Raw genomic sequence first — 17,887 nt, forward strand, 5'->3', positions numbered from 1 at the left:
ACGCAGATCACGGCGAGCACCGCGACGACCGCGACGTTGAGGACGATGTTCGTCATGGCGTCCCCCTCCGTCCGGCGACCTTCCGGTCGGCCGCGCGCCACACCAGCAGCGTGCAGTAGCACAGGAGCGTCAGGAACACGGCTTCCTCGACGGGCAGCTCGGGGGCCAGCAGGATCCCGGTCATGTGCGGAGAGTCCCCGCGGGCGAAGATCCCGAGCGCCAGCCCCGCGAGGTCCCAGAGGAGGAAGAACGCGACGCCCACGGCGACGCACACCGCCGTCCGACCGGGCCGGTCCCAGAAGGCCAGGCCGAAGCGTCGGTCCAGGACGGCGAGGCCCCCGAGCGAGACCGCGAGCGCGCCGAGGTAGACCAGCCCGACCGGGTCGAACTCGCTCACGCGCGCGTCCGGCGGCGGGACGCGTCGAGGAACCCGGGCCGCAGCGGCGTCGGCAGCGGGCGCGACGACGTCTCGCCGAGCAGCTGCTTGGCCACGAGCTCGGCGCTGATCACGCACATCGGGAGTCCCACGCCGGGGATCGTGCCCCCGCCGACGTGGAAGAGCCCGTCGACACGCCGTGAGCGGTTGCCGAGGCGCATCATCGCGGACTGCCGCAGCGTGTGCTCCATGCCGAGCGCCGTCCCCCGCCACGCGTGCAGGTCCTGGTGGAAGTGCGCGGGCCCGACGACGCGCCGGGTCACCACGCGGCCGACCAGGTCCGGGATCCCGGCCCAGGCCCCCACCTGCTCCAGGTACGCGTCGGCGAGGGCCTCGAGCCGCTCCTGCGAGGCGCCGTTGGCGCCGAGCCGCTCGTCGGCCGGGAACGGGACGAGGACGAAGATGTTCTCGTGCCCCGCCGGGGCCGCAGGCGTGTCGGACGTCGCGGTGTCGGTCGCGGACGTCCGTGACACGTAGAGCGACGCGGGCAGTGGCACCTGGAGGTCGGCGACCGGGCTGCCCGGGCCGTCGCCCAGCACGTCGGCGAAGTTCTGCGGCCAGTCGTGGGTGAAGAACAGGGAGTGGTGCGGCAGCTCCGGCAGCTCCCCGCGCACGCCCGCCATGACGAGGAGCGCGGAGATCCCCGGACCCCGCCGCTCCCAGCTCGCGGCCGGGTGGTCGGCGAGCCCGGGGGCCAGCAGCTCGGTCTCGGTGTGGAACCGGTCGGCGCCGGAGACGACGACGTCCGCCGGGATCACCTCGCCGTCGGCGAGCTGCACGCCGCTGACCCGGGCCCGCGGACGGGACCCGGGGATGCGCCCGGCGACCAGTCCCCTGACCCCGCCGTGCTCGGACCGGACCGGCTCGGTCTCGATCGCGACGACGTCCGCCCCCGTCCGGACCGCGACGCCCGCGTCGCGGGCGAGCTTCTCGACGGCCTCGATCAGCGTGAACATGCCGCCCCGCGGGTAGAGCACACCGTCCCCGAGGTCGAGGTGGCTCATCAGGCTGTAGAGGGCCGGGACCCGGTAGGGGGACGACCCCAGGAAGACCGCGTGGTAGCCGAGGACCTGCTGGACGCGCGGGTCGGAGGCCGCCCGGCGGACCTCCGCGTCGAGGAGGTCGCCAGGAGACGCGCGAGGCGCGGCAGCCGGCGGAGCGTCGACGCGCCGAGCAGCCGGTCAGGGCGCTCGAAGGTGGTGTACAGGAAGTGGTCGAGGGCGAGCCGGTAGGCCTCGCCGGAGCGCTCCACGTACCGGCGCACCCGTTCGCCCGCCCCGGGTTCCAGGCGGTCGATCGCCCGCCAGTTCGCCGCGCTGTCGCGCCCGATCGTGAGCTGCTCGGCGTCGGTGCTCGGCCCCGGCTGCTCGGGCTCGTAGAACACCCGGTACGCGGGGTCGAGCGGCACCAGGTCGAGGTGCTGGGAGACCTCCTCGCCGAAGAGTGCGAAGAAGTGCTCGAACACCTCGGGCATGAAGTACCACGAAGGTCCGGTGTCGAAGCGGAAGCCGTCGTCGGTCCGGGTCCCGGCACGACCGCCCAGCACGTCCCGCCGTTCCAGGAGGGTCACCTCCGCGCCGCCGCGGCCGAGCAGCGCAGCGGTGGCGAGACCCCCGATCCCGCCCCCACCACGACGACGCGCTGCGGCTGCGTCCGGGAGCCGGTCACCGGGCGCGCACCGCGGCGAACGCCGCCACCGCGAGCTTCTCGGCGTCGGGGACACGCACCCGGCGGTTCCACAGATCCTCGGGCGACGCGGCCTCGAGCCGCGTCAGGAGACGGTCGTAGAGCGCGAGGGTCGCCGCCACGGCGGCCCGCGGGCGGCGCGCGAGGGCGGGCAGCGCGGCGCGCGCGTCCGCGACGTCGGTCCGGATCTCGGCGAGCAGCATGTCGAGAGTCTCCTGGTCGAAGGTGTCGGGGCGCACCCCTGGAAAGTAGCTGCGCCCGAGCTCTGCGTCCTCGCGAAGGTCCCGGAGGAAGTTGATCTTCTGGAACGCGGCACCGAGCGCCTGCGCGCCCTGGGCGGTCGAGGCGTCCGGTCGTCGGGGCTCCTCACCAGGAAACTTCCCTGCCGCGTTGAGGAACACCTGGAGGCACATGAGGCCGACGACCTCCGCCGACCCGTAGACGTATCGCTCGTAGCTCGCCTTGTCGTGGGCCCGCACGGTCAGGTCCATGCGCATCGAGTCGAAGAACGGCACCGTCTCCGTGTCGCGGATGTCGACCGCGCGCGCCGTGCGGGCGAACGAGTGGACCACGAGGTCGGAGGACCATCCCGTGGCCACGGCGCTGGTCGCCTCCGCCTCCAGCCGGTCCAGGGCCTCGCCGGCGCCCGGGCCGCGATAGGTGTCCACGATCTCGTCGGCGATCCTCACCAGCCCGTAGACCGCCTCGATGTGGCGCCGCATCGACGGGCCGAGGAGCCGGGACCCCAGGCCGAACGACGTCGAGTACTCGGAGAGCACGGCGTGCGACGCGCGAGCCGCCGCGCGGTCGTAGAGGTCGGCGCCCGTCGGGCGCTTCATGCGGCGCGCTCCGTCAGCCGGTGCGTGAGGCTCGTCAGCTCGTCCCGCAGTGCGGGCGGCAGGGCGTCCGTCGCGTCGAGGGCTCGCCGCACGAGCTCGTCGACGCGGTCCCGGACGGCGTCCACCGCGCCGTGGCGCACCATCAGCCCGCGCACCTGCTCGGCGCCGGTCTCGTCGAGGTCGGGGTCACCCACGAGCCGGTCGAGCAGCTCCCGGTCCCGGCCGTCCGCGCGTCGGTACGTGATGGCGAGCAGGTGGGTCCGCTTGCCCTCCCGCAGGTCCGAGAGGACCGACTTGCCCGTGACCCCGGGGTCGCCGAACACGCCGAGCAGGTCGTCGACGAGCTGGAAGGCGATGCCGACCGGGTCGCCGAACGCCTCGAGCGCGCGGCGCTCGGCCGCCCCGGCGCCCGCGAGCACCGCCCCCGACAGGAGCGGGACGGTGCAGGTGTACGTGGCGGTCTTCAGCCGTGCGACGCGCTCGGTGTCGACCGACTGCGCGCCCTGCGTCTGGCTGACGATGTCGAGCAGCTCGCCCGCGACGGTCGTATGGATCGAGCGGACGAGGAGGAGACCAGCTCCGTCTGGATGGCGGGCGCCAGCGGCGCGCGCAGCACGATCTCGACGGCGGCCGAGATCGCGAGGTCCCCGCCGAGGACCGCGGCGGCCTGGACACGGTCGTCGGACGCCGCGGGGTCGCGACCTGAGTCGCGGTCGCGGGCGCGCTGCATGCCGGCGAGGTTGGGACGCCCGCGCCGCTGCTCGTCGTGATCCAGCAGGTCGTCGTGGACGAGCATCGCGGTGTGCAGCAGCTCCTGTGCGGCCGCCACCGCGGCCACGCCGCCGCTCTCCGACGCCAGGGGCGGGACGCCGTCCGACGCCGGACCCTCACCGTCGAGCAGGCCGTGGTACGCGGTCAGGACGAGCCGGGGCCGCACCAGCTTGCCGCCGATCTGCTCGGCGAGGTCGGACCACAGCCGCCCGGCCACGGGGTGGAGCGCCTCCGCGACGCCCGAGGACTCCGTCATGTACGCGTCGAGCGCCCCGCGCACGTCGGTCAGCCGCCGCTCGACGAGCTCCCCGAGCGAGGGCTGGCCCTGGCGGGGAGCACCGGGTCGAGCTCCGGGTCGAGAAGTAGGTCGAGCAAGGCCCGTGGGCGCGGCGACGACCCCCGGCGACTCGACGGCCGTCCCGCCGTCGCGGAGATCCGGCCAGGCGAGTCCCGAGCGCGGGCCGGCATGGTCGTCGAGCATTTACTCAGCATACTGAGGACTTTGCGCCGAGCAACCGTTGTCAGGCGTCCGTCAGACGTCGATGCGTCGCGGGCCGGCCTGCCACGCCTCCCATGCGGACGCGATGATGACCGGCAGGTCGCGCTCCGCCTGCCAGCCGAGCACGGTGTTGATGCGCTCGGGAGAGGCGACCAGCTGCGGCGGGTCCCCGGCGCGGCGCGGCAGGACGTCGGCCGTCACGTCGAGGCCGGAGACGGCACCGATCTGGTCGATCACCTCGCGCACCGAGGCCCCCGTCCCGGTGCCCACGTTGAACACGTCGTGCTCCCGCTCGGCGGACTCCAGGTACTGCAGGGACGCGACGTGGGCGTCGGCGAGGTCGCGCACGTGGATGTAGTCGCGGATGCACGTGCCGTCGGGCGTCGGGTAGTCGTCCCCGAAGATCTTGGGGCGCTCGCCGCGCTCCAACCGGTCGAGCACCATCGGTACGAGGTTCAGCACCGCGGGGTCGCCCAGGTCGGGCCACCCGGCCCCGGCGACGTTGAAGTAGCGGAGGGCGACGAAGCGCAGGCCCCACGCCCGGGCCGCGGCGCGCGCGAGCCACTCGCAGATCAGCTTGGTCTCCCCGTAGGGGTTGATCGGCTCCGCGTGCAGCTTCTCCTCGACGAGCGACACCGCAGGCATGCCGTAGGCCGCAGCGCTGGACGAGAACACCAGGCGATCGACCTTCGCGACCTCCATCGCGGTGAGGAGGTTGGTGAGCCCGCCGACGTTCTGCTGGTAGTACCAGGCCGGCTTCTCCACCGACTCGCCGACCTGCTTGCGCGCGGCGAAGTGGACCACGGCCGTGACCGAGTGCTCGCGCATGACGCGCTCGAGCAGCTCGGGCGCCTCCGGCGCGGCCAGGTCGCACTCGACCAGCGGCGCCTCGCCCACGCGGTCCGCGCGACCCGTGCTCAGGTCGTCGACCACCACGACGCGCTCGCCGCTCTCCTGAAGGAGGCGCACCACGTGTGCCCCGATGTAGCCCGCTCCGCCGGTCACCAGAATCGTCATGCCGTCAGGCTACCGCCGATGCGGCGATTTGTTCAGCATTGTTGGATTACGTTTGTTTGTGTCAGCCCCATCCGAGGGCGTGGAGCCGCTCGTCGTCGATGCCGAAGTGGTGCGCGATCTCGTGCACCACCGTGACCGCGACCTCCTCGACCACCTCGTCGCGATCCTGGCAGAACGCCAGGGTCGGGTTGCGGAACACCGTGATGCGATCAGGCAGGGCGCCGGCGGCCCACCCCAGGTCGCGCTCCGTGAGGGGGACGCCCTCGTAGAGCCCGAGCAGGGTCGGGTCCTCGGACGGGGCATCGTCCTCGACGAGCACCACCACGTTGTCCATCTGATCGGTCAACTCTCGGGGCACGAGGTCCAGGGCGTCGCTGACGGCTGCCTCGAAGTCTTCGCGCGTCATCTCCACCACCGCACCATCGTCCCCCATCCGGAGTGCAGCCCGGGCTTTGCGCGGCGCTCGCGCGCCGCCGTATGCTGAGGTCCGTCCTTGCCGCACCCCGGCGACCCTCGGCCGATGCCGTCGGCCCGGGAGGCCTCGGACGGGCCCCCATCGTCTAGCGGCCTAGGACCCCGCCCTTTCACGGCGGTAGCACGGGTTCGAATCCCGTTGGGGGTACGGTTCGGAAAGGCACCAGGAGACGTGGACCGGCCAGCCCCACCCCCGAAAGCGATGCTCGACGGAGCGGGGAGCCAGTGTCTCCGAGCGCCACCCACACCTGCTCCACCGCGGTCGACAGACGATTTTAAGTCTGCGCCCCACGTGGGGTAAGGTTCTCTCGGTTCGCACGGCGGACCAGCAAGGCCCTGTAGCGCAGTTGGTTAGCGCGCCGCCCTGTCACGGCGGAGGTCGCGGGTTCAAGTCCCGTCAGGGTCGCTCGGCAAGTCCGCCCGGTCATCATGACCGGGCGTTCGTGTCAGGGCTCTGTAGCTCAGTTGGTAGAGCGTTCGACTGAAAATCGAAAGGTCACCGGATCGACGCCGGTCGGAGCCACCCACCACGAAGGCCCCGGGATCACTCCCGGGGCCTTCGTCATGCCCGCACACCTCGAATACCTGGGCTCACCCGGCCGACCTCACCGGACCGCCGAGACCCCAGCGACTTGCGTCGGCCACCGGGTCCCTGTTGAGTGGTCCCGTCGGTGGCCGTGGCTGGAAGGGTGACACATGAGTGACTGGGACGACGGCCGAGAGCCGCCCAAGCCCTCGATCGGCACGCTGGTCGAGCGGCTGTCCGAGCAGGCGACACGTCTCGTCCGCTCGGAGATCGCGCTCGCCAAGACGGAGCTGACCAAGAAGCTCACGCACGCGGGCATCGCCATCGGGCTCTTCGTGGCCGCTGGTGTGCTCGCGCTCTACGGACTCGGCTGGCTCTTCTTCGCCGCGTACGCCGGCATCGCCGAGGCGCTCGCGCCGTGGCTCGCTGCCCTCATCCTCGGTGTCGCGATCCTGATCGTCGTCGCGGTCCTCGCGCTCGTCGGCAAGAAGCAGCTGTCCCGCGGCGTCCCCCGACGCCCGAGACGGCCATCCAGAGCGTCAAGGACGACATCGCGGCGGTGAAGGACGGGGCCACCGGCCCCGCGGCGGACAACGGGACGAAGGTGGGCAAGTGAGCAACGACTCCCAGGCGGATCTCGAGTCCGAGATCTCGCGCACCCGCGCTGAGCTCGCAGCCACGATCGACGAGCTCACCACCCGGCTGCACCCCAAGACGCAGGCCAAGAACGCCGCCGACGCCGCGAAGCAGGCCGCGGACGACGCGAAGGACTTCGTCACGGGGCAGGGGCTCCCGGGCGTCGACAACCGTGACCGCAACGCCAAGGTGCTGCTCGCGACCGCGGCCGCCGGCGTGGCCCTCGTCGTGGCGATCGTGGTGCGCGCGACCCGGTCCTGAGTCGCCCCGGGTCCGCCTGAGACCCGGACCACGTCGTTCGGGACGATTCAGCACGTCGTTCCGGGCGGTCCAGGCGCTCTTCAGGACGGTGCAGCCTGGTCCAGGCCTAGGATCAGCCCTGGTTCTCGTCGGCGCCTAGATTCAGGCCTGGTTCTCGTCAGCGTCCTCGCTGGCCGCTCCGAGCAGCGCCCGGACCTCGGACTCCTTGTACCGGCGGTGCCCGCCGAGCGTCCGGATCGAGGAGATCTTGCCGGCCTTGGCCCACCGCGTCACGGTCTTCGGATCGACCCGGAACAGCGCAGCCACCTCAGCAGGAGTGAGCAAGACCTCGGGATCTCCGTGATTGGACATGACGCGCCTCCGGTCCGGCCACGGTCCCGACGACCCCCACGGTCGATGACACAATGGATCGCGCCCAAGCACCATTGTCCCAGGATGGGCGGATTCCACCTCTTGGGAAATGGGTGAACTTATAGGGGTTTGAACCCTCCGCCCGCTCTCCCCGCAGAACGGTGCACCTCGGGGCGGTCGGCAGAGCAGAACGGGACACGCGTCACGCTCGGCCAGGTGGAGGGAATAGCCCGGGCCGTTGTATCGTTGCCCCGGACATACGACAGTACATTCCGGGGCCGCGCGTGGAAGCACGCAGCCGCCCCGCTCCTAGTTGAGGGGGTCGGAGCCATGGGCCGCGGCCGTCAGAAGGCAAAGCACACCAAGGTTGCACGGGAGCTGAAGTACTACAGCCCCGAGACCAACTATGCGGCGCTCGAGCGTGAGCTCGGTCATCCCAGCACCGGGGTCGCGACGGAGTCCCGTCGCCCGTCCGACGACTCGGACACCGAGGACGACGACTACTCGCGGTGGTCCGACGAGCGTTGACGCTCCGGCGTCTCCATGTCGCGCGCAGCGGCTGATCTCACGGTCGACGTACGCCTGTGGTTCCGTCGCCGACCTCAGGGTCGGCCCTTGGCCGGCCGAGGTTCTTGACGATCGCGCCGGGAGCTCGGGCCGGTCGCCGTCCGGCACCGAGCCGACCAGGCCGGGCAGCCGGTGCGCTGGGCGCCCGTCTCTCCTGACGCGACCGGGCTGGGAGCCCGTCAGCCCCGGTAGTCGTTGACCAGCCGGACCGCTCCGGCATCGACGCCCTTCGTGCCCGCCACCAGGCCGCTACGGTCGGCCGCGGGGTCGTCCTGGTCCACCTGGCCGAGCACCCACGCCGGGACGCCGAGGGCCGCGCAGCGCGCCAACGCGTCGTCCGCCCCCTCGCTCCCCACCACGGCGACCATGCCGACACCGAGGTTCAGGGTGTTCTCCAGGTCCGTGCGGGGCACCGCTCCGAGGTCGCGGACGACGCGGAACACGGGTGGGACGTCCCAGCTCGCCCGGTCCACCGTCGCGACGAGGCCTGCCGGGAGCACCCGCGCGAGGTTCGCGGCGAGCCCGCCACCGGTGACGTGCGTGAACGCGTGGACCTGAGCCTTCGGGTCGCGCGCGAGCGCGAGGCAGTCAGCCGAGTACACGCGGGTCGGCTCGAGCAGCTCCTCGCCGAGCGTCCGGCCGAATTCCTCGACGTGCCGGTCGAGCGTCCAGCCGGCGTGGCCGACGACGGCCCGCACCAGCGAATATCCGTTCGAGTGGATCCCCGAGGCGGCCATCCCGATGAGGACGTCGCCGGCTGTCACCTTGTCCGGCCCCAGGAGGTCGTCGGCCTCGACGACCCCGGTCGCGGCACCCGCGACGTCGTACTCGTCCTCACCGAGCAGTCCGGGGTGCTCGGCGGTCTCGCCACCGACCAGCGCGGTGCCGGCGACCTCGCACGCTGCGGCGATCCCGCGGACGACGTCGGCGATCCTCTCCGGGTGGACCTTGCCGCACGCGATGTAGTCGGTCATGAACAGCGGCTCGGCGCCGACCACGGCGATGTCGTCGACGACCATGCCGACGAGGTCGAAGCCGATCGTGTCGTGCACGTCCATGGCCTGCGCGATCGCGACCTTGGTACCGACGCCGTCGGTCGACGTGGCCAGGAGCGGACGGCGGTAGGACGACACCGCGGAGAAGTCGTACAGTCCCGCGAAACCGCCGACCCCGCCGAGCACCTGGGGGCCGTGCGTGCGCCGGACGGCGTCCTTCATCAGCTCGACGGCCCGGTCCCCGGCCTCGGTGTCGACTCCGGCTGCGGCGTAGGTGATGCCCTCGGGCGCGTCGGTCATGGCTGTCCTGTCGTTCGGTGGGCGGGTCCCGGGCAGGTCGGCTGCTCAGCGGCTGCCGCGCCCTGCCGTGCTGGTCATGGGGCTAGGTCAGGGGTGACGGGTCATGGGTGGTCGAGGGCGGTGCCGCCCCCGGCCCCGACGCTGAGCGAGTGCAGGCCGTCCTCGGGCGAACCGAGCGGGAGCTCCGCCTGCTCGAGCAGGCCCTTGCCCAGCTGGTGCTCCGGCGGCAGCGTGATCGGGTAGTCCCCCGTGAAGCATGCGGTGCAGAGCTGCGACTCCGACTGCTCGGTCGCCGCGATCATGCCGCTCTCGGAGATGTAGCCGAGCGAGTCCGCACCGAGCGACGAGCCGATCTCGGCGGGGCCGAGCCCGTTCGCGATGAGCTCCGCGCGCGACGCGAAGTCGATGCCGTAGTAGCACGGCCACTTCACGGGGGGCGAGGAGATCCGCACGTGCACCTCGGCCGCCCCGGCCTCGCGCAGCATGCGGATCAGCGCGCGCTGGGTGTTGCCCCGGACGATCGAGTCGTCGACGACGACCAGGCGCTTGCCGCGGATCACGTCGCGCAGCGGATTGAGCTTGAGCCGGATCCCGAGCTGCCGCAGGGTGTCGGACGGCTGGATGAACGTGCGCCCGACGTAGGCGTTCTTCGTCAGGCCCTGGCCGAAGGGGATCCCGGAGGCCTGGGCGTAGCCGACCGCCGCCGGGGTGCCGGACTCCGGCACGGGCATGACCAGGTCGGCCTCGACGGGGTGCTCGTTGGCGAGGACCCGCCCCATCTCGACGCGTGCTGCGTGCACCGAGCGGCCGTTGATGGAGGTGTCGGGCCGGGCCAGGTAGACGTACTCGAAGACGCAGCCGGCGCGGTCGATGGGGGCGAACCGGGTCGACCGGAGTCCCTGCTCGTCGATCGCGATGAGCTCACCGGGCTCGACCTCGCGGACGAAGGACGCGCCGACGATGTCGAGCGCGGGAGTCTCGCTGGCGACGACCCAGCCGCGCTCGAGCCGCCCGAGCACGAGCGGACGCACGCCCTGCGGGTCGCGGGCCGCGTACAGCGTGCGCTCGTCCATGAAGACGAGCGAGAACGCGCCGCGCAGCTTGGGCAGGACCTCGAGCGCCGTGGCCTCCAGCGTGTGGTCCGCGTCGCCCGCGAGGAGCGCGGTGACGAGCGCCGTGTCGGTCGTGTTACCACGCGCGAGCTCGCCGCGGCGCTGCGCGCCGTAGCGTTCCGCGACGAGGTTCACGAGGTCGGCGGAGTTCGTCAGGTTGCCGTTGTGCCCGAGCGCGACCGTGCCGTTGTGGGTCGCGCCGAGCGTCGGCTGCGCGTTCTCCCAGGTCACCCCACCGGTCGTGGAGTACCGGCAGTGCCCGACGGCGAGGTGCCCCTGGAGCGCGCCGAGCGCGGTCTCGTCGAACACCTGGGAGACGAGACCCATGTCCTTGTAGACGAGGATCTGCTCGCCGTTGCTCGTCGCGATGCCGGCCGACTCCTGGCCGCGGTGCTGCAGCGCGTAGAGACCGAAGTAGGCGAGCTTGGCGACCTCCTCGCCGGGAGCCCAGACCCCGAACACCCCGCAGGCGTCCTGCGGGCCCTTCTCGCCGGGCATCAGGTCGTGACTGAGTCGTCCGTCTCCGCGAAGTGGCACACCGCCATTGTCCCACAGCGACCGCGAGCGGCCGAGCCCCGTCCGTGGCCGACGACGCCCCTGATCACAGGCCTGTCAGCGGGAGGAGCGCCCGCGACGGCGCAGGCTGCGACGGTCGGCGAGGAGCACGAGGACCCCCGCCAGCAGCACGGTGAAGGTGGTGGTGCCGAGCACGATCACGGTCAGGAAGACCCCGGGCTTGAGGAGTCCGTCGCCACCGTCGCCCGCGAGCATCGAGAGCCCGAGCGCGAGACCGAGGACGATCCCCGCCAGGGCACCGGTCCAGAAGAACGCCTTGTACCGGGGGGCACGGCGCACGGTCGTCACGTCGACGACGTCCTCGACCTCGGCCTCACCCAGGTCGACACCGTCCACCTGCTCGGGCGACCCCTCGGACTGTGTGTCGGGTCGGTCGCCGGATCCGTCGCTGCTCACCCGACGAGGCTACCTGCGGGTCGGCCCCGCCGGTGACCGTCACGACCGGAGCCGACACCCGGCCGAGCAGGCACCGGCCCGGGACGCGCGACGGCACCGCGGTCCGGGAGGACCACGGTGCCGTCGCCGTCAGGGCAGCTCGTGCTGCTGAGGGCTGCTCAGAACCACCGCCCGAAGAAGCTCTTCAGGTAGTCGAGGACCTGCTGCCAGAACGGCTGACCGCTCGCGGGCGGGGCCGGGGTGCAGTCCTGGGCCTCGAACGAGGCCTGGTAGACCTCGTAGTGACCCTCGCCGTCCCAGTAGTAGGCCGCGACCGTCGCCTCGCCCGCGTCGAGCACCTTCTCCTTCGTGTTGAAGGTCTTCGACACGGTCTTGCCCGGCTTCACCTTGGAGAACTTCTTGTCGCCCCACTCGGTCGTGAGCCGGACGTCGATCGCCACGTCGCCGGTGTTCGTCGCCGACACCGTGACCCGGCCCTTCTTCCCGACGCACTGGGAGGTCGCCGACACGTCGACCGGCACCTCGTGCTCGGGTGCGCCGGCCTCCACCGTGAGCGGGAGGCGAGCCGTGGTCCCGGCCGGGTCGACGACGACCCACAGGTCGTGCTCCCCTGCCGCCGTGCCCGACGGGACGTCGACCGTGAGGGTCGCTGCGCCGTCCGACGGCGTCGCCGAGCCCACGGGCTCGCCGGGCGACGCCGCGTCGAACGCCTCGCCGCGCGGCACCAGGTACCCCGTGACGTCGGTGTTCGCCGGGCTGCCCAGCGACGTGAGGTCGAGACGCGAGAGGTCGACCGAGGTCGACTCCCCCGCCGTGACCGTCCCGGGCAGCTCGCCGACGACGGTGCTCGTGCGGGCGAACGACGGCGACACCGGGGAGCTCTCCCCGAGGTAGTCGATCCACGCCTCGCGGTCGACCAGACCCGAGTCGCGCGCGTCCGTCCCCTCGGTGAAGACCCGGAAGTTGTCACCACCGGTCGCGAGGAACGAGAACGTGGCCACGCGGTACTCGCCCGCCGGGTCGAGGGGCTCACCGTCGATCGTCACCGAGGTGACGTGACCGCCGGGCTCCGCGTTCCGGTCGGCAGTGTCGACCGTGTAGCTGACGTTGTCCGAGAGACCCAGCGCCAGGTAGGGCCGCGACGGCCGGTTGCCGTTCGCGTCCGTCTGCCACTGCTGCTCGAGGAGCGTCACCACCTGGTCGCCCGTGAGGGTGACGGTCCAGAGGTTGTTGACGAACGGCAGGACCGCGTTCGCCTCGGCGTAGGTGATCTCGCCGTCGTCGCCGTAGTACAGCTCGTTGCGCAGGCCGCCCGGGTTGACGACGCCGAAGTCGGCGCCGCCGCGGTCCGGGTCGGCGAGCGTGTCGCGCAGCGCGTTCGCCACGAGGTTGCCGAGCGCGGACTCCGACATGCGGTCGTCGCGGCCACCACCGGAGTAGAAGCCGTCGACGTAGTCACCGTCGGCGAACGCCGTGGTGATGTCGGCCGTGACCTCGCCGACCTTCTGCGCGCCGATCACCTCGGCCTCCGCGAGCGCCGCGTCGACGATCGTCTTGACCTCGCCGACGACGGGGTACTGCGCGACGAGGTCGGCGACGGGAGCCGTCGAGGCCGCGACGTTCTCGGCCTCGTACGAGACCACGTCGCCGCTGGCGGTGTCGTAGTCCAGCGAGATGTGCCCGACGAACTGGCCGTAGCTGCCGGTCTGGACGATCGGACGGGTCCGGTCGGTCCCGGTGATCGGGGCGTCCCACGCGTACTGCTTGTGGGTGTGCCCGGTGAAGAACGCGGCGACCCGCGGGTCGGTGTCCTCGACGACGTGCGCGAACACGCCACCGGCGGCCACCTCCTCGTCGATCGTCGCGCCGTCCGGCGTGCCGGCGCTCGCGCCCTCGTGGAGCAGCGCCACGACGACGTCCGCCTCACCGTTCGAGTCGTCACCGTCGCTGAGCTGCTCGGTCACGCGGTTGATCGCGTCGACGGGGTCGCCGAAGTCGAGGTCCGCGATGCCCGCGGGCGTCACGAGCGTCGGGGTCTCCTCGGTGACGGCGCCGACGAAGCCGACGTCGACCCCGTCGATGTCGACCACCGCGTACTCGTCGAGCGCCGGGGTGTCCGTGCCCTTCTCGTAGACGTTGGCGCCGAGGTACGGCCAGTCGGCAGCGTCGGCGACCCGACCGGTCAGGTCGTCGACGCCCTGGTCGAGCTCGTGGTTGCCCACCGCGGAGGCCTCGAGCCCCAGCGTGTTCAGGACGTCGATCGTCGGCTGGTCCTGCTGCAGCGCGGAGGCGAACAGCGAGGCCCCGATGTTGTCGCCGGCGGAGACGAAGGCCGTCCCGTCCGGGTTCTGGCTCTCGAGCTCGGCGATCGTGCCGGCGAACCCGAGGGTCGGGTTGGTGATGACGCCCGTGTCACGGTTCGTCGAGTAGCCGTTGATCCGACCGTGGAAGTCGTTGATCGCGAGCAGGTCCAGCTGCTTGACCGTGCCGTCACCGGCGCCGCCCAGGTCCAGCCCGACGAGGATCGGGTCGTGGTCGGACGACCGGTACGGCGTCTCGTCGTACAGGTCCGTGACGTTGTAGTTGTACCGGCTGTACTCGTTCGCGACCGGCTCGTAGGCGTTGATGTTCCAGATGTCGGTCCCGGTGACGACGCCCGCGGCGGCCTCGGAGGCGAAGACGTGGTCGAGCGATCCGACCTGCCCGCCGAACGAGTACGTGTACTCGCCGGTGGTCGCGCCGAGGTCCGTGTAGCCCGCGTCCTTGACGACCTCGAGCGGGTCCTCCATGTCGTAGGCGTTGAAGTCGCCGGCGAGGAGCACCTTGTCGGTGCCCGCCGCTGCGGCGGTGTCGTCGGCGAACGCCACGAGCGCGGTCGCCTGGGCGACGCGGGACGCGTTGGACGCGCCCTGCCCGTCGCCCTGGTCGGCGTCGTCGCCCGAGCCGGAGCCCTTGGACTTGAAGTGGTTCGCGATGACGACGACCTCCTGGTCGGCGTCCCCGCCGGCCGGCCGGAACGTCTGCGCGAGCGGCTCCCGAGCGTTCGAGAACGCCGGGTCGTCGAGGAGGATCGTCGAGCCGCCGACCGTCTCGGCCGTGGCCGTCCGGTAGACGAACGCCGTGCGGATCACGTCCTCGTCCGCCGGGGTGGCGGACGGCGAGGCCACAGCAGCCCAGGTCCCGTCGCCCTCGACGCTGTTCAGCGCGGCGACGAGGTCGTTCAGCGCGGTGTCGCGGTCCTTGCCGAAGGCGGCCGAGTTCTCGATCTCCTCGAGCGAGACGACGTCGGCACCCAGGGCGGTGATCGCGGCGACGATCTTGGTCTGCTGGCGCTCGAGGTTCTCGGCGTCGGCGGCACCGCGGGCGTCGCAGCCACCGCTGACCGAGATGGGGTCGCCCACGCGGTCCGTGTAGTACGTGCAGCCGGTGAGGCTGTCACCCGTCGTCGTGAAGTAGTTCAGCACGTTGAAGGTCGCGACCTTCAGGTCACCACCCACGTCCTCGGGCTGCGCGGTGCGCGTGTCCTCGAACGTCGCGGGCTGCGCGTCGGAGTCCCCGACGAGCTGCTCGAGCGGCTGGAAGCCCCAGGCGGAGTACCGGTAGTCGAGGACCACGGGCGACGTGAACGTCACCGCGGCACCGACCCGCACCGGGTCTCCCCGGTCAGGTACGGCAGCGGCGAGTTGCGCGCGTCGCCGCGCGTGTAGTCCCAGGTCGACCCGTCGTCGAGCAGGACGCCGCGGGCCGCGTTGTCGGCGACGGCCGCTGCCGCCTCCGCGCTGCCGGGACGTCCGACGGCGGTCGGCTGGACGAGCGGGCTCGTGCCCGACGCCAGGCCCACGTAGCCGTAACGGTTGGTGCTGTAGGTGTCGGTCGCCGTGAAGTCGCCGGTCGGGGCGAGCAGCATGCCCTCGAGGGACTCCCGGTCTGCCTCGTCGGACGGCCACGCGACGGCGGCCGGCTTCACGGCCTCGGCGGGCTCGTCGAGCACGGTCCAGCTCGTCGCCTCGACCTCGGTGAGGCCGAAGAACTCCTTGGCGAGGCCCGTCACCTCGACGTGGTCGCCCACCTGCACGGCGGCCGCGCCGGCGGCGGAGTAGACGAAGACGGCGTCGGACGCGTCGTGCGACGCGAGGTCCAGGTCGCCGCCGGTGCCGGCGGTCTGGAGGTAGAAGCCGTCGAACCCGCCCGTCGGGTACGCGGCGGTGACGACACCGCTGGTCGTGACGGTCTGACCGGCGAGCGGAGTGGCGTCACCGGTGCCCTGGATGTCGCTGATCGCGACCTCGGTGGGATCGACCGGCGGGTCGGTGGGCTCGTCGGTCGGCGTCTCGGTGGGCTCCGGCGCTCCCCCGCTGTTCTCGGGCGTGACCGTGCCGAGGAACCGGAAGTCGGCGGAGTTGTCGTCGGTGTCGACCGCGTCGGTCCGGTTCAGGGAGCCGACGACGCCGGTCCCCTGGCCGGCCGGCGCGGCGGCGGTCTCGAACGTGTTGCTGCCGCCGTAGCCGAGCGTGTCCACGACGCCCGCCACGCTGCCTGCTCCGGCCGCGACGTCACCCGTGGGGACGTCGACGTCGTCGGACAGCAGGACGAGGGTGCCCTGCGAGCCCGACGGGGAGAGGCCGCCCTCGGCGTCGGGCGCGGGGAGGTCCTCCCCGCGAACGACGACCCGTTGTTGGACCCGCCCTGGACCAGGTAGTGACCACCCGCAGCGATGCTGCCCGTCAGCTCGACCGAGCTGCTGAGGCCGCCGGTGCCCGAGGCCGAGCGGTAGCCCACGCGCCAGCCGTCGACGTCGACGGCCCCGTCGGTCGGGTTGAACAGCTCGACGAACTTGTGCGAGTAGGGCTGGACGTTGCTCCCACCGACGAGGTACGCCTCGTTGATGACGACGTGCGCGCCGTCCTCGGCGGTCGCGTCAGCGGCGACCGCACCCGTGGCCGTGAGGCCGACGGCGGGGACGCACAGCGCCACGGCGAGGGACGACGCGGTGAACGCCGAGATCCCTCGTCCCCGTGGGCTCGCGGGTGCGGGTGGTCTGGTGTGGCTGGAGGTCACGCGTGCTCCTTCGCAACAGGTCGGGGTCACCGACGCAGGTCGTGGCGGCCGCTCGACGCAGCCACCCAGTGCAGCGAACCGGGCGGGGATGAACAGCGGGTGACATCGGCGTCACGATCGCGAAAACAACCTCTGACCTGGGGTGATACCCGAGAGCCCGGCACTGCACGGAGCCCTCCTGAGGACTCCGTGGCCCGCCGCTTCGCGGGCCGACCGGGGCAGCGTACGCGCGACCTCCGGGACTGGCATCCCGAGACCGGCCGGGGCGACGCTCAGCGCTCGCGGGCCGCCTGGAGCGGGAGCAGGTGGGAGACGTCCGCGCGGTCGCCCGAGGCGGAGACGGCGCCCGCGGCGCGGGCCTCCTGCCACGTCATGGACCCCGTCACGAGGCGCAGCCACGTCTGCGGATCGGTCTCGACGACGTTCGGCGGGGTCCCGCGCGTGTGCCGGGGACCCTCGACGCACTGCACGGCCCCGGCCGGCGGGACCCTCACCTCGACGGCGTGGCCGGGCGCGACCTCGGCGAGCTCCTCCAGCGTGAAACGCACGGCGGTCGCCACGGTGCGGCGGTCGACCGCTCCGCCACGCCAGTCCGCGAGGGCGCGACGACCGTCGGCGGGGTCGGTACGGCGGCGCGGTGGCACGTCAGCCGACGACGGACGCTGCCGCGTCCGTGAGTGCCCGTGCGGCGGCGAGCGCGATCTCGGGGTCCGTCGTCTCGTACCCCGCACCGGCGCCTCCGCCCGGACCCCCGGGGTCCGGGACGTCGCGCTTCGCGGAGAGGTGCACCGCGTCGACGCCGGCCGCGCGCAGCGCCGCGACGTCCTGCGGGCGAACCCCGCCGCCCGCCATCACCTGCAGGCGTCCCGCGGCCCGCTCGACCATCGCGGCGAGCCGGTCGACGCCGTCGATCGCACGCGCAGCGCCGCCCGAGGTCAGGACGCGCGTCACCCCAGCACGGACGAGCGCGTCCACCGCGGCATCGACGTCCTCGACCACGTCGACCGCCCGGTGGAACGTGACCTCCGCGCCGTCGGCGGCGAGCACGAACGACTCGAGCGCCCGCTCGTCGACGCGACCCTCCGAGGTGAGCGCGCCGACGACGACGCCGTCGGCCCCGGCATCGACCGCGGTCGCGATGTCCCGCTCGCACACGTCGAGCTCCTCGCGATCGAGCACGAAACCCCCGGGGCGCGGTCGGATCAGGGGTGCACACCGACGTCGGGCGCCAGGTCGAGCGCCGCGGAGAGCAGGCCCGCGCTCGGCGTCAGACCCCCGGTCGCGCCGAGCCCCGCGCACAGCTCGACCCGCTGGGCACCGACGTCGACCGCGACACGGACGCCCGCGACGTCCTGCACCGCGATCTCCAGCACGCACTCCCGCATCG

General features: G+C 72.4%; 20 protein-coding genes, 3 tRNA genes and 1 pseudogene. 6 read left to right on the forward strand and 18 right to left on the reverse strand.

Going from position 1 to position 17,887, the window contains the following annotated elements:
• Positions 1-52 precede the first annotated feature (52 nt).
• From QUE47_RS04060 to QUE47_RS04090, 8 genes and pseudogenes are all read right to left on the reverse strand, one after another.
• Positions 53-397: a lycopene cyclase domain-containing protein gene (locus QUE47_RS04060; protein WP_286218673.1), complete on the reverse strand. Its 345-nt coding sequence runs from the start codon at positions 395-397 to the stop codon at positions 53-55.
• A pseudogene (crtI, locus tag QUE47_RS04065) lies at positions 394-1,497 on the reverse strand (phytoene desaturase family protein); the annotation flags it as partial. The pseudogene crtI and the gene QUE47_RS04060, both read right to left, overlap by 4 nt.
• Entirely contained in the window at positions 1,440-2,159 is a 720-nt protein-coding gene (locus tag QUE47_RS16565; RefSeq protein ID WP_350227673.1) for an NAD(P)-binding protein, read from the reverse strand. The gene QUE47_RS16565 and the pseudogene crtI, both read right to left, overlap by 58 nt.
• Positions 2,101-2,961 carry a phytoene/squalene synthase family protein gene (locus tag QUE47_RS04070; protein ID WP_286218674.1) on the reverse strand — a complete coding sequence of 287 codons (861 nt, stop codon included), beginning with the start codon at positions 2,959-2,961 and terminating at the stop codon, positions 2,101-2,103. The genes QUE47_RS16565 and QUE47_RS04070 overlap by 59 nt, the downstream gene beginning before the upstream one ends.
• Positions 2,958-3,515: a polyprenyl synthetase family protein gene (locus QUE47_RS04075; protein WP_350227726.1), complete on the reverse strand. Its 558-nt coding sequence runs from the start codon at positions 3,513-3,515 to the stop codon at positions 2,958-2,960. The genes QUE47_RS04070 and QUE47_RS04075 overlap by 4 nt, the downstream gene beginning before the upstream one ends.
• Positions 3,425-4,213, reverse strand: a complete 789-nt coding sequence (locus QUE47_RS04080) for a polyprenyl synthetase family protein (protein ID WP_286218675.1) — start codon at positions 4,211-4,213, stop codon at positions 3,425-3,427. The genes QUE47_RS04075 and QUE47_RS04080 overlap by 91 nt, the downstream gene beginning before the upstream one ends.
• A gap of 51 nt (positions 4,214-4,264) precedes the next feature.
• Positions 4,265-5,248 carry a UDP-glucose 4-epimerase GalE gene (galE, locus tag QUE47_RS04085; RefSeq protein WP_286218676.1) on the reverse strand — a complete coding sequence of 328 codons (984 nt, stop codon included), beginning with the start codon at positions 5,246-5,248 and terminating at the stop codon, positions 4,265-4,267.
• 61 nt (positions 5,249-5,309) lie between these two features.
• Positions 5,310-5,654 (reverse strand): metallopeptidase family protein, encoded by a 345-nt coding sequence (locus QUE47_RS04090; protein ID WP_434019752.1) that lies wholly within the window; start codon positions 5,652-5,654, stop codon positions 5,310-5,312.
• Positions 5,655-5,797: 143 nt separating this feature from the next.
• Between QUE47_RS04090 and QUE47_RS04095 the strand changes: the two genes are divergently transcribed.
• The 5 genes from QUE47_RS04095 to QUE47_RS04115 all read left to right on the forward strand — a co-directional run bounded on the left by QUE47_RS04095 (position 5,798) and on the right by QUE47_RS04115 (position 7,145).
• A tRNA-Glu gene (locus QUE47_RS04095) sits at positions 5,798-5,870 on the forward strand.
• A 184-nt stretch (positions 5,871-6,054) separates the two neighbouring features.
• A tRNA-Asp gene (locus QUE47_RS04100) sits at positions 6,055-6,128 on the forward strand.
• Between the two features lie 44 nt (positions 6,129-6,172).
• Positions 6,173-6,245 (forward strand) — tRNA-Phe (locus QUE47_RS04105).
• A 173-nt stretch (positions 6,246-6,418) separates the two neighbouring features.
• Positions 6,419-6,811 carry a phage holin family protein gene (locus QUE47_RS04110; protein WP_286218678.1) on the forward strand — a complete coding sequence of 131 codons (393 nt, stop codon included), beginning with the start codon at positions 6,419-6,421 and terminating at the stop codon, positions 6,809-6,811.
• Between the two features lie 49 nt (positions 6,812-6,860).
• On the forward strand, positions 6,861-7,145 hold the full coding sequence (locus QUE47_RS04115) for a DUF3618 domain-containing protein (RefSeq protein WP_286218679.1): 285 nt from the start codon (positions 6,861-6,863) through the stop codon (positions 7,143-7,145).
• Positions 7,146-7,286: 141 nt separating this feature from the next.
• Here the strand turns inward: QUE47_RS04115 and QUE47_RS04120 are convergent, their stop codons facing one another.
• The gene (locus QUE47_RS04120; protein WP_286218680.1) at positions 7,287-7,496 is read right to left on the reverse strand and encodes a BldC family transcriptional regulator; all 210 of its coding nucleotides are present in this window, start codon (positions 7,494-7,496) and stop codon (positions 7,287-7,289) included.
• 330 nt (positions 7,497-7,826) lie between these two features.
• On the opposite strand from QUE47_RS04120, the gene QUE47_RS04125 reads away from it, so the two are divergent.
• Positions 7,827-8,024: a DUF3073 domain-containing protein gene (locus tag QUE47_RS04125; protein ID WP_286218681.1), complete on the forward strand. Its 198-nt coding sequence runs from the start codon at positions 7,827-7,829 to the stop codon at positions 8,022-8,024.
• Positions 8,025-8,242: 218 nt separating this feature from the next.
• On the opposite strand, the gene purM is transcribed toward QUE47_RS04125, so the two are convergent.
• From purM to QUE47_RS16570, 9 genes are all read right to left on the reverse strand, one after another.
• Positions 8,243-9,358, reverse strand: a complete 1,116-nt coding sequence (purM, locus tag QUE47_RS04130; protein ID WP_286218682.1) for a phosphoribosylformylglycinamidine cyclo-ligase — start codon at positions 9,356-9,358, stop codon at positions 8,243-8,245.
• A gap of 101 nt (positions 9,359-9,459) precedes the next feature.
• Positions 9,460-11,007, reverse strand: a complete 1,548-nt coding sequence (purF, locus tag QUE47_RS04135; RefSeq protein ID WP_286218683.1) for an amidophosphoribosyltransferase — start codon at positions 11,005-11,007, stop codon at positions 9,460-9,462.
• A 75-nt stretch (positions 11,008-11,082) separates the two neighbouring features.
• The gene (locus tag QUE47_RS04140; RefSeq protein ID WP_286218684.1) at positions 11,083-11,442 is read right to left on the reverse strand and encodes a hypothetical protein; all 360 of its coding nucleotides are present in this window, start codon (positions 11,440-11,442) and stop codon (positions 11,083-11,085) included.
• A gap of 158 nt (positions 11,443-11,600) precedes the next feature.
• Positions 11,601-15,092: an ExeM/NucH family extracellular endonuclease gene (locus QUE47_RS04145; RefSeq protein WP_286218685.1), complete on the reverse strand. Its 3,492-nt coding sequence runs from the start codon at positions 15,090-15,092 to the stop codon at positions 11,601-11,603.
• Positions 15,071-15,973: a hypothetical protein gene (locus tag QUE47_RS04150; protein WP_286218686.1), complete on the reverse strand. Its 903-nt coding sequence runs from the start codon at positions 15,971-15,973 to the stop codon at positions 15,071-15,073. The genes QUE47_RS04145 and QUE47_RS04150 overlap by 22 nt, the downstream gene beginning before the upstream one ends.
• On the reverse strand, positions 15,874-16,500 hold the full coding sequence (locus QUE47_RS04155) for a lamin tail domain-containing protein (protein WP_286218687.1): 627 nt from the start codon (positions 16,498-16,500) through the stop codon (positions 15,874-15,876). Before QUE47_RS04155 ends, QUE47_RS04150 begins: the two co-directional genes overlap by 100 nt.
• A 272-nt stretch (positions 16,501-16,772) precedes the next feature.
• Positions 16,773-17,144 (reverse strand): sterol carrier family protein, encoded by a 372-nt coding sequence (locus QUE47_RS04160; RefSeq protein ID WP_286218688.1) that lies wholly within the window; start codon positions 17,142-17,144, stop codon positions 16,773-16,775.
• A gap of 1 nt (position 17,145) precedes the next feature.
• Positions 17,146-17,679 (reverse strand): copper homeostasis protein CutC, encoded by a 534-nt coding sequence (locus tag QUE47_RS04165; RefSeq protein ID WP_350227674.1) that lies wholly within the window; start codon positions 17,677-17,679, stop codon positions 17,146-17,148.
• A 23-nt stretch (positions 17,680-17,702) separates the two neighbouring features.
• Positions 17,703-17,885, reverse strand: a complete 183-nt coding sequence (locus tag QUE47_RS16570; protein ID WP_350227675.1) for a copper homeostasis protein CutC — start codon at positions 17,883-17,885, stop codon at positions 17,703-17,705.
• Positions 17,886-17,887: the final 2 nt, after the last annotated feature.

It is taken from the genome of Paraoerskovia sediminicola (genome assembly GCF_030296575.1).
GTDB lineage: Bacteria > Actinomycetota > Actinomycetes > Actinomycetales > Cellulomonadaceae > Paraoerskovia > Paraoerskovia sediminicola.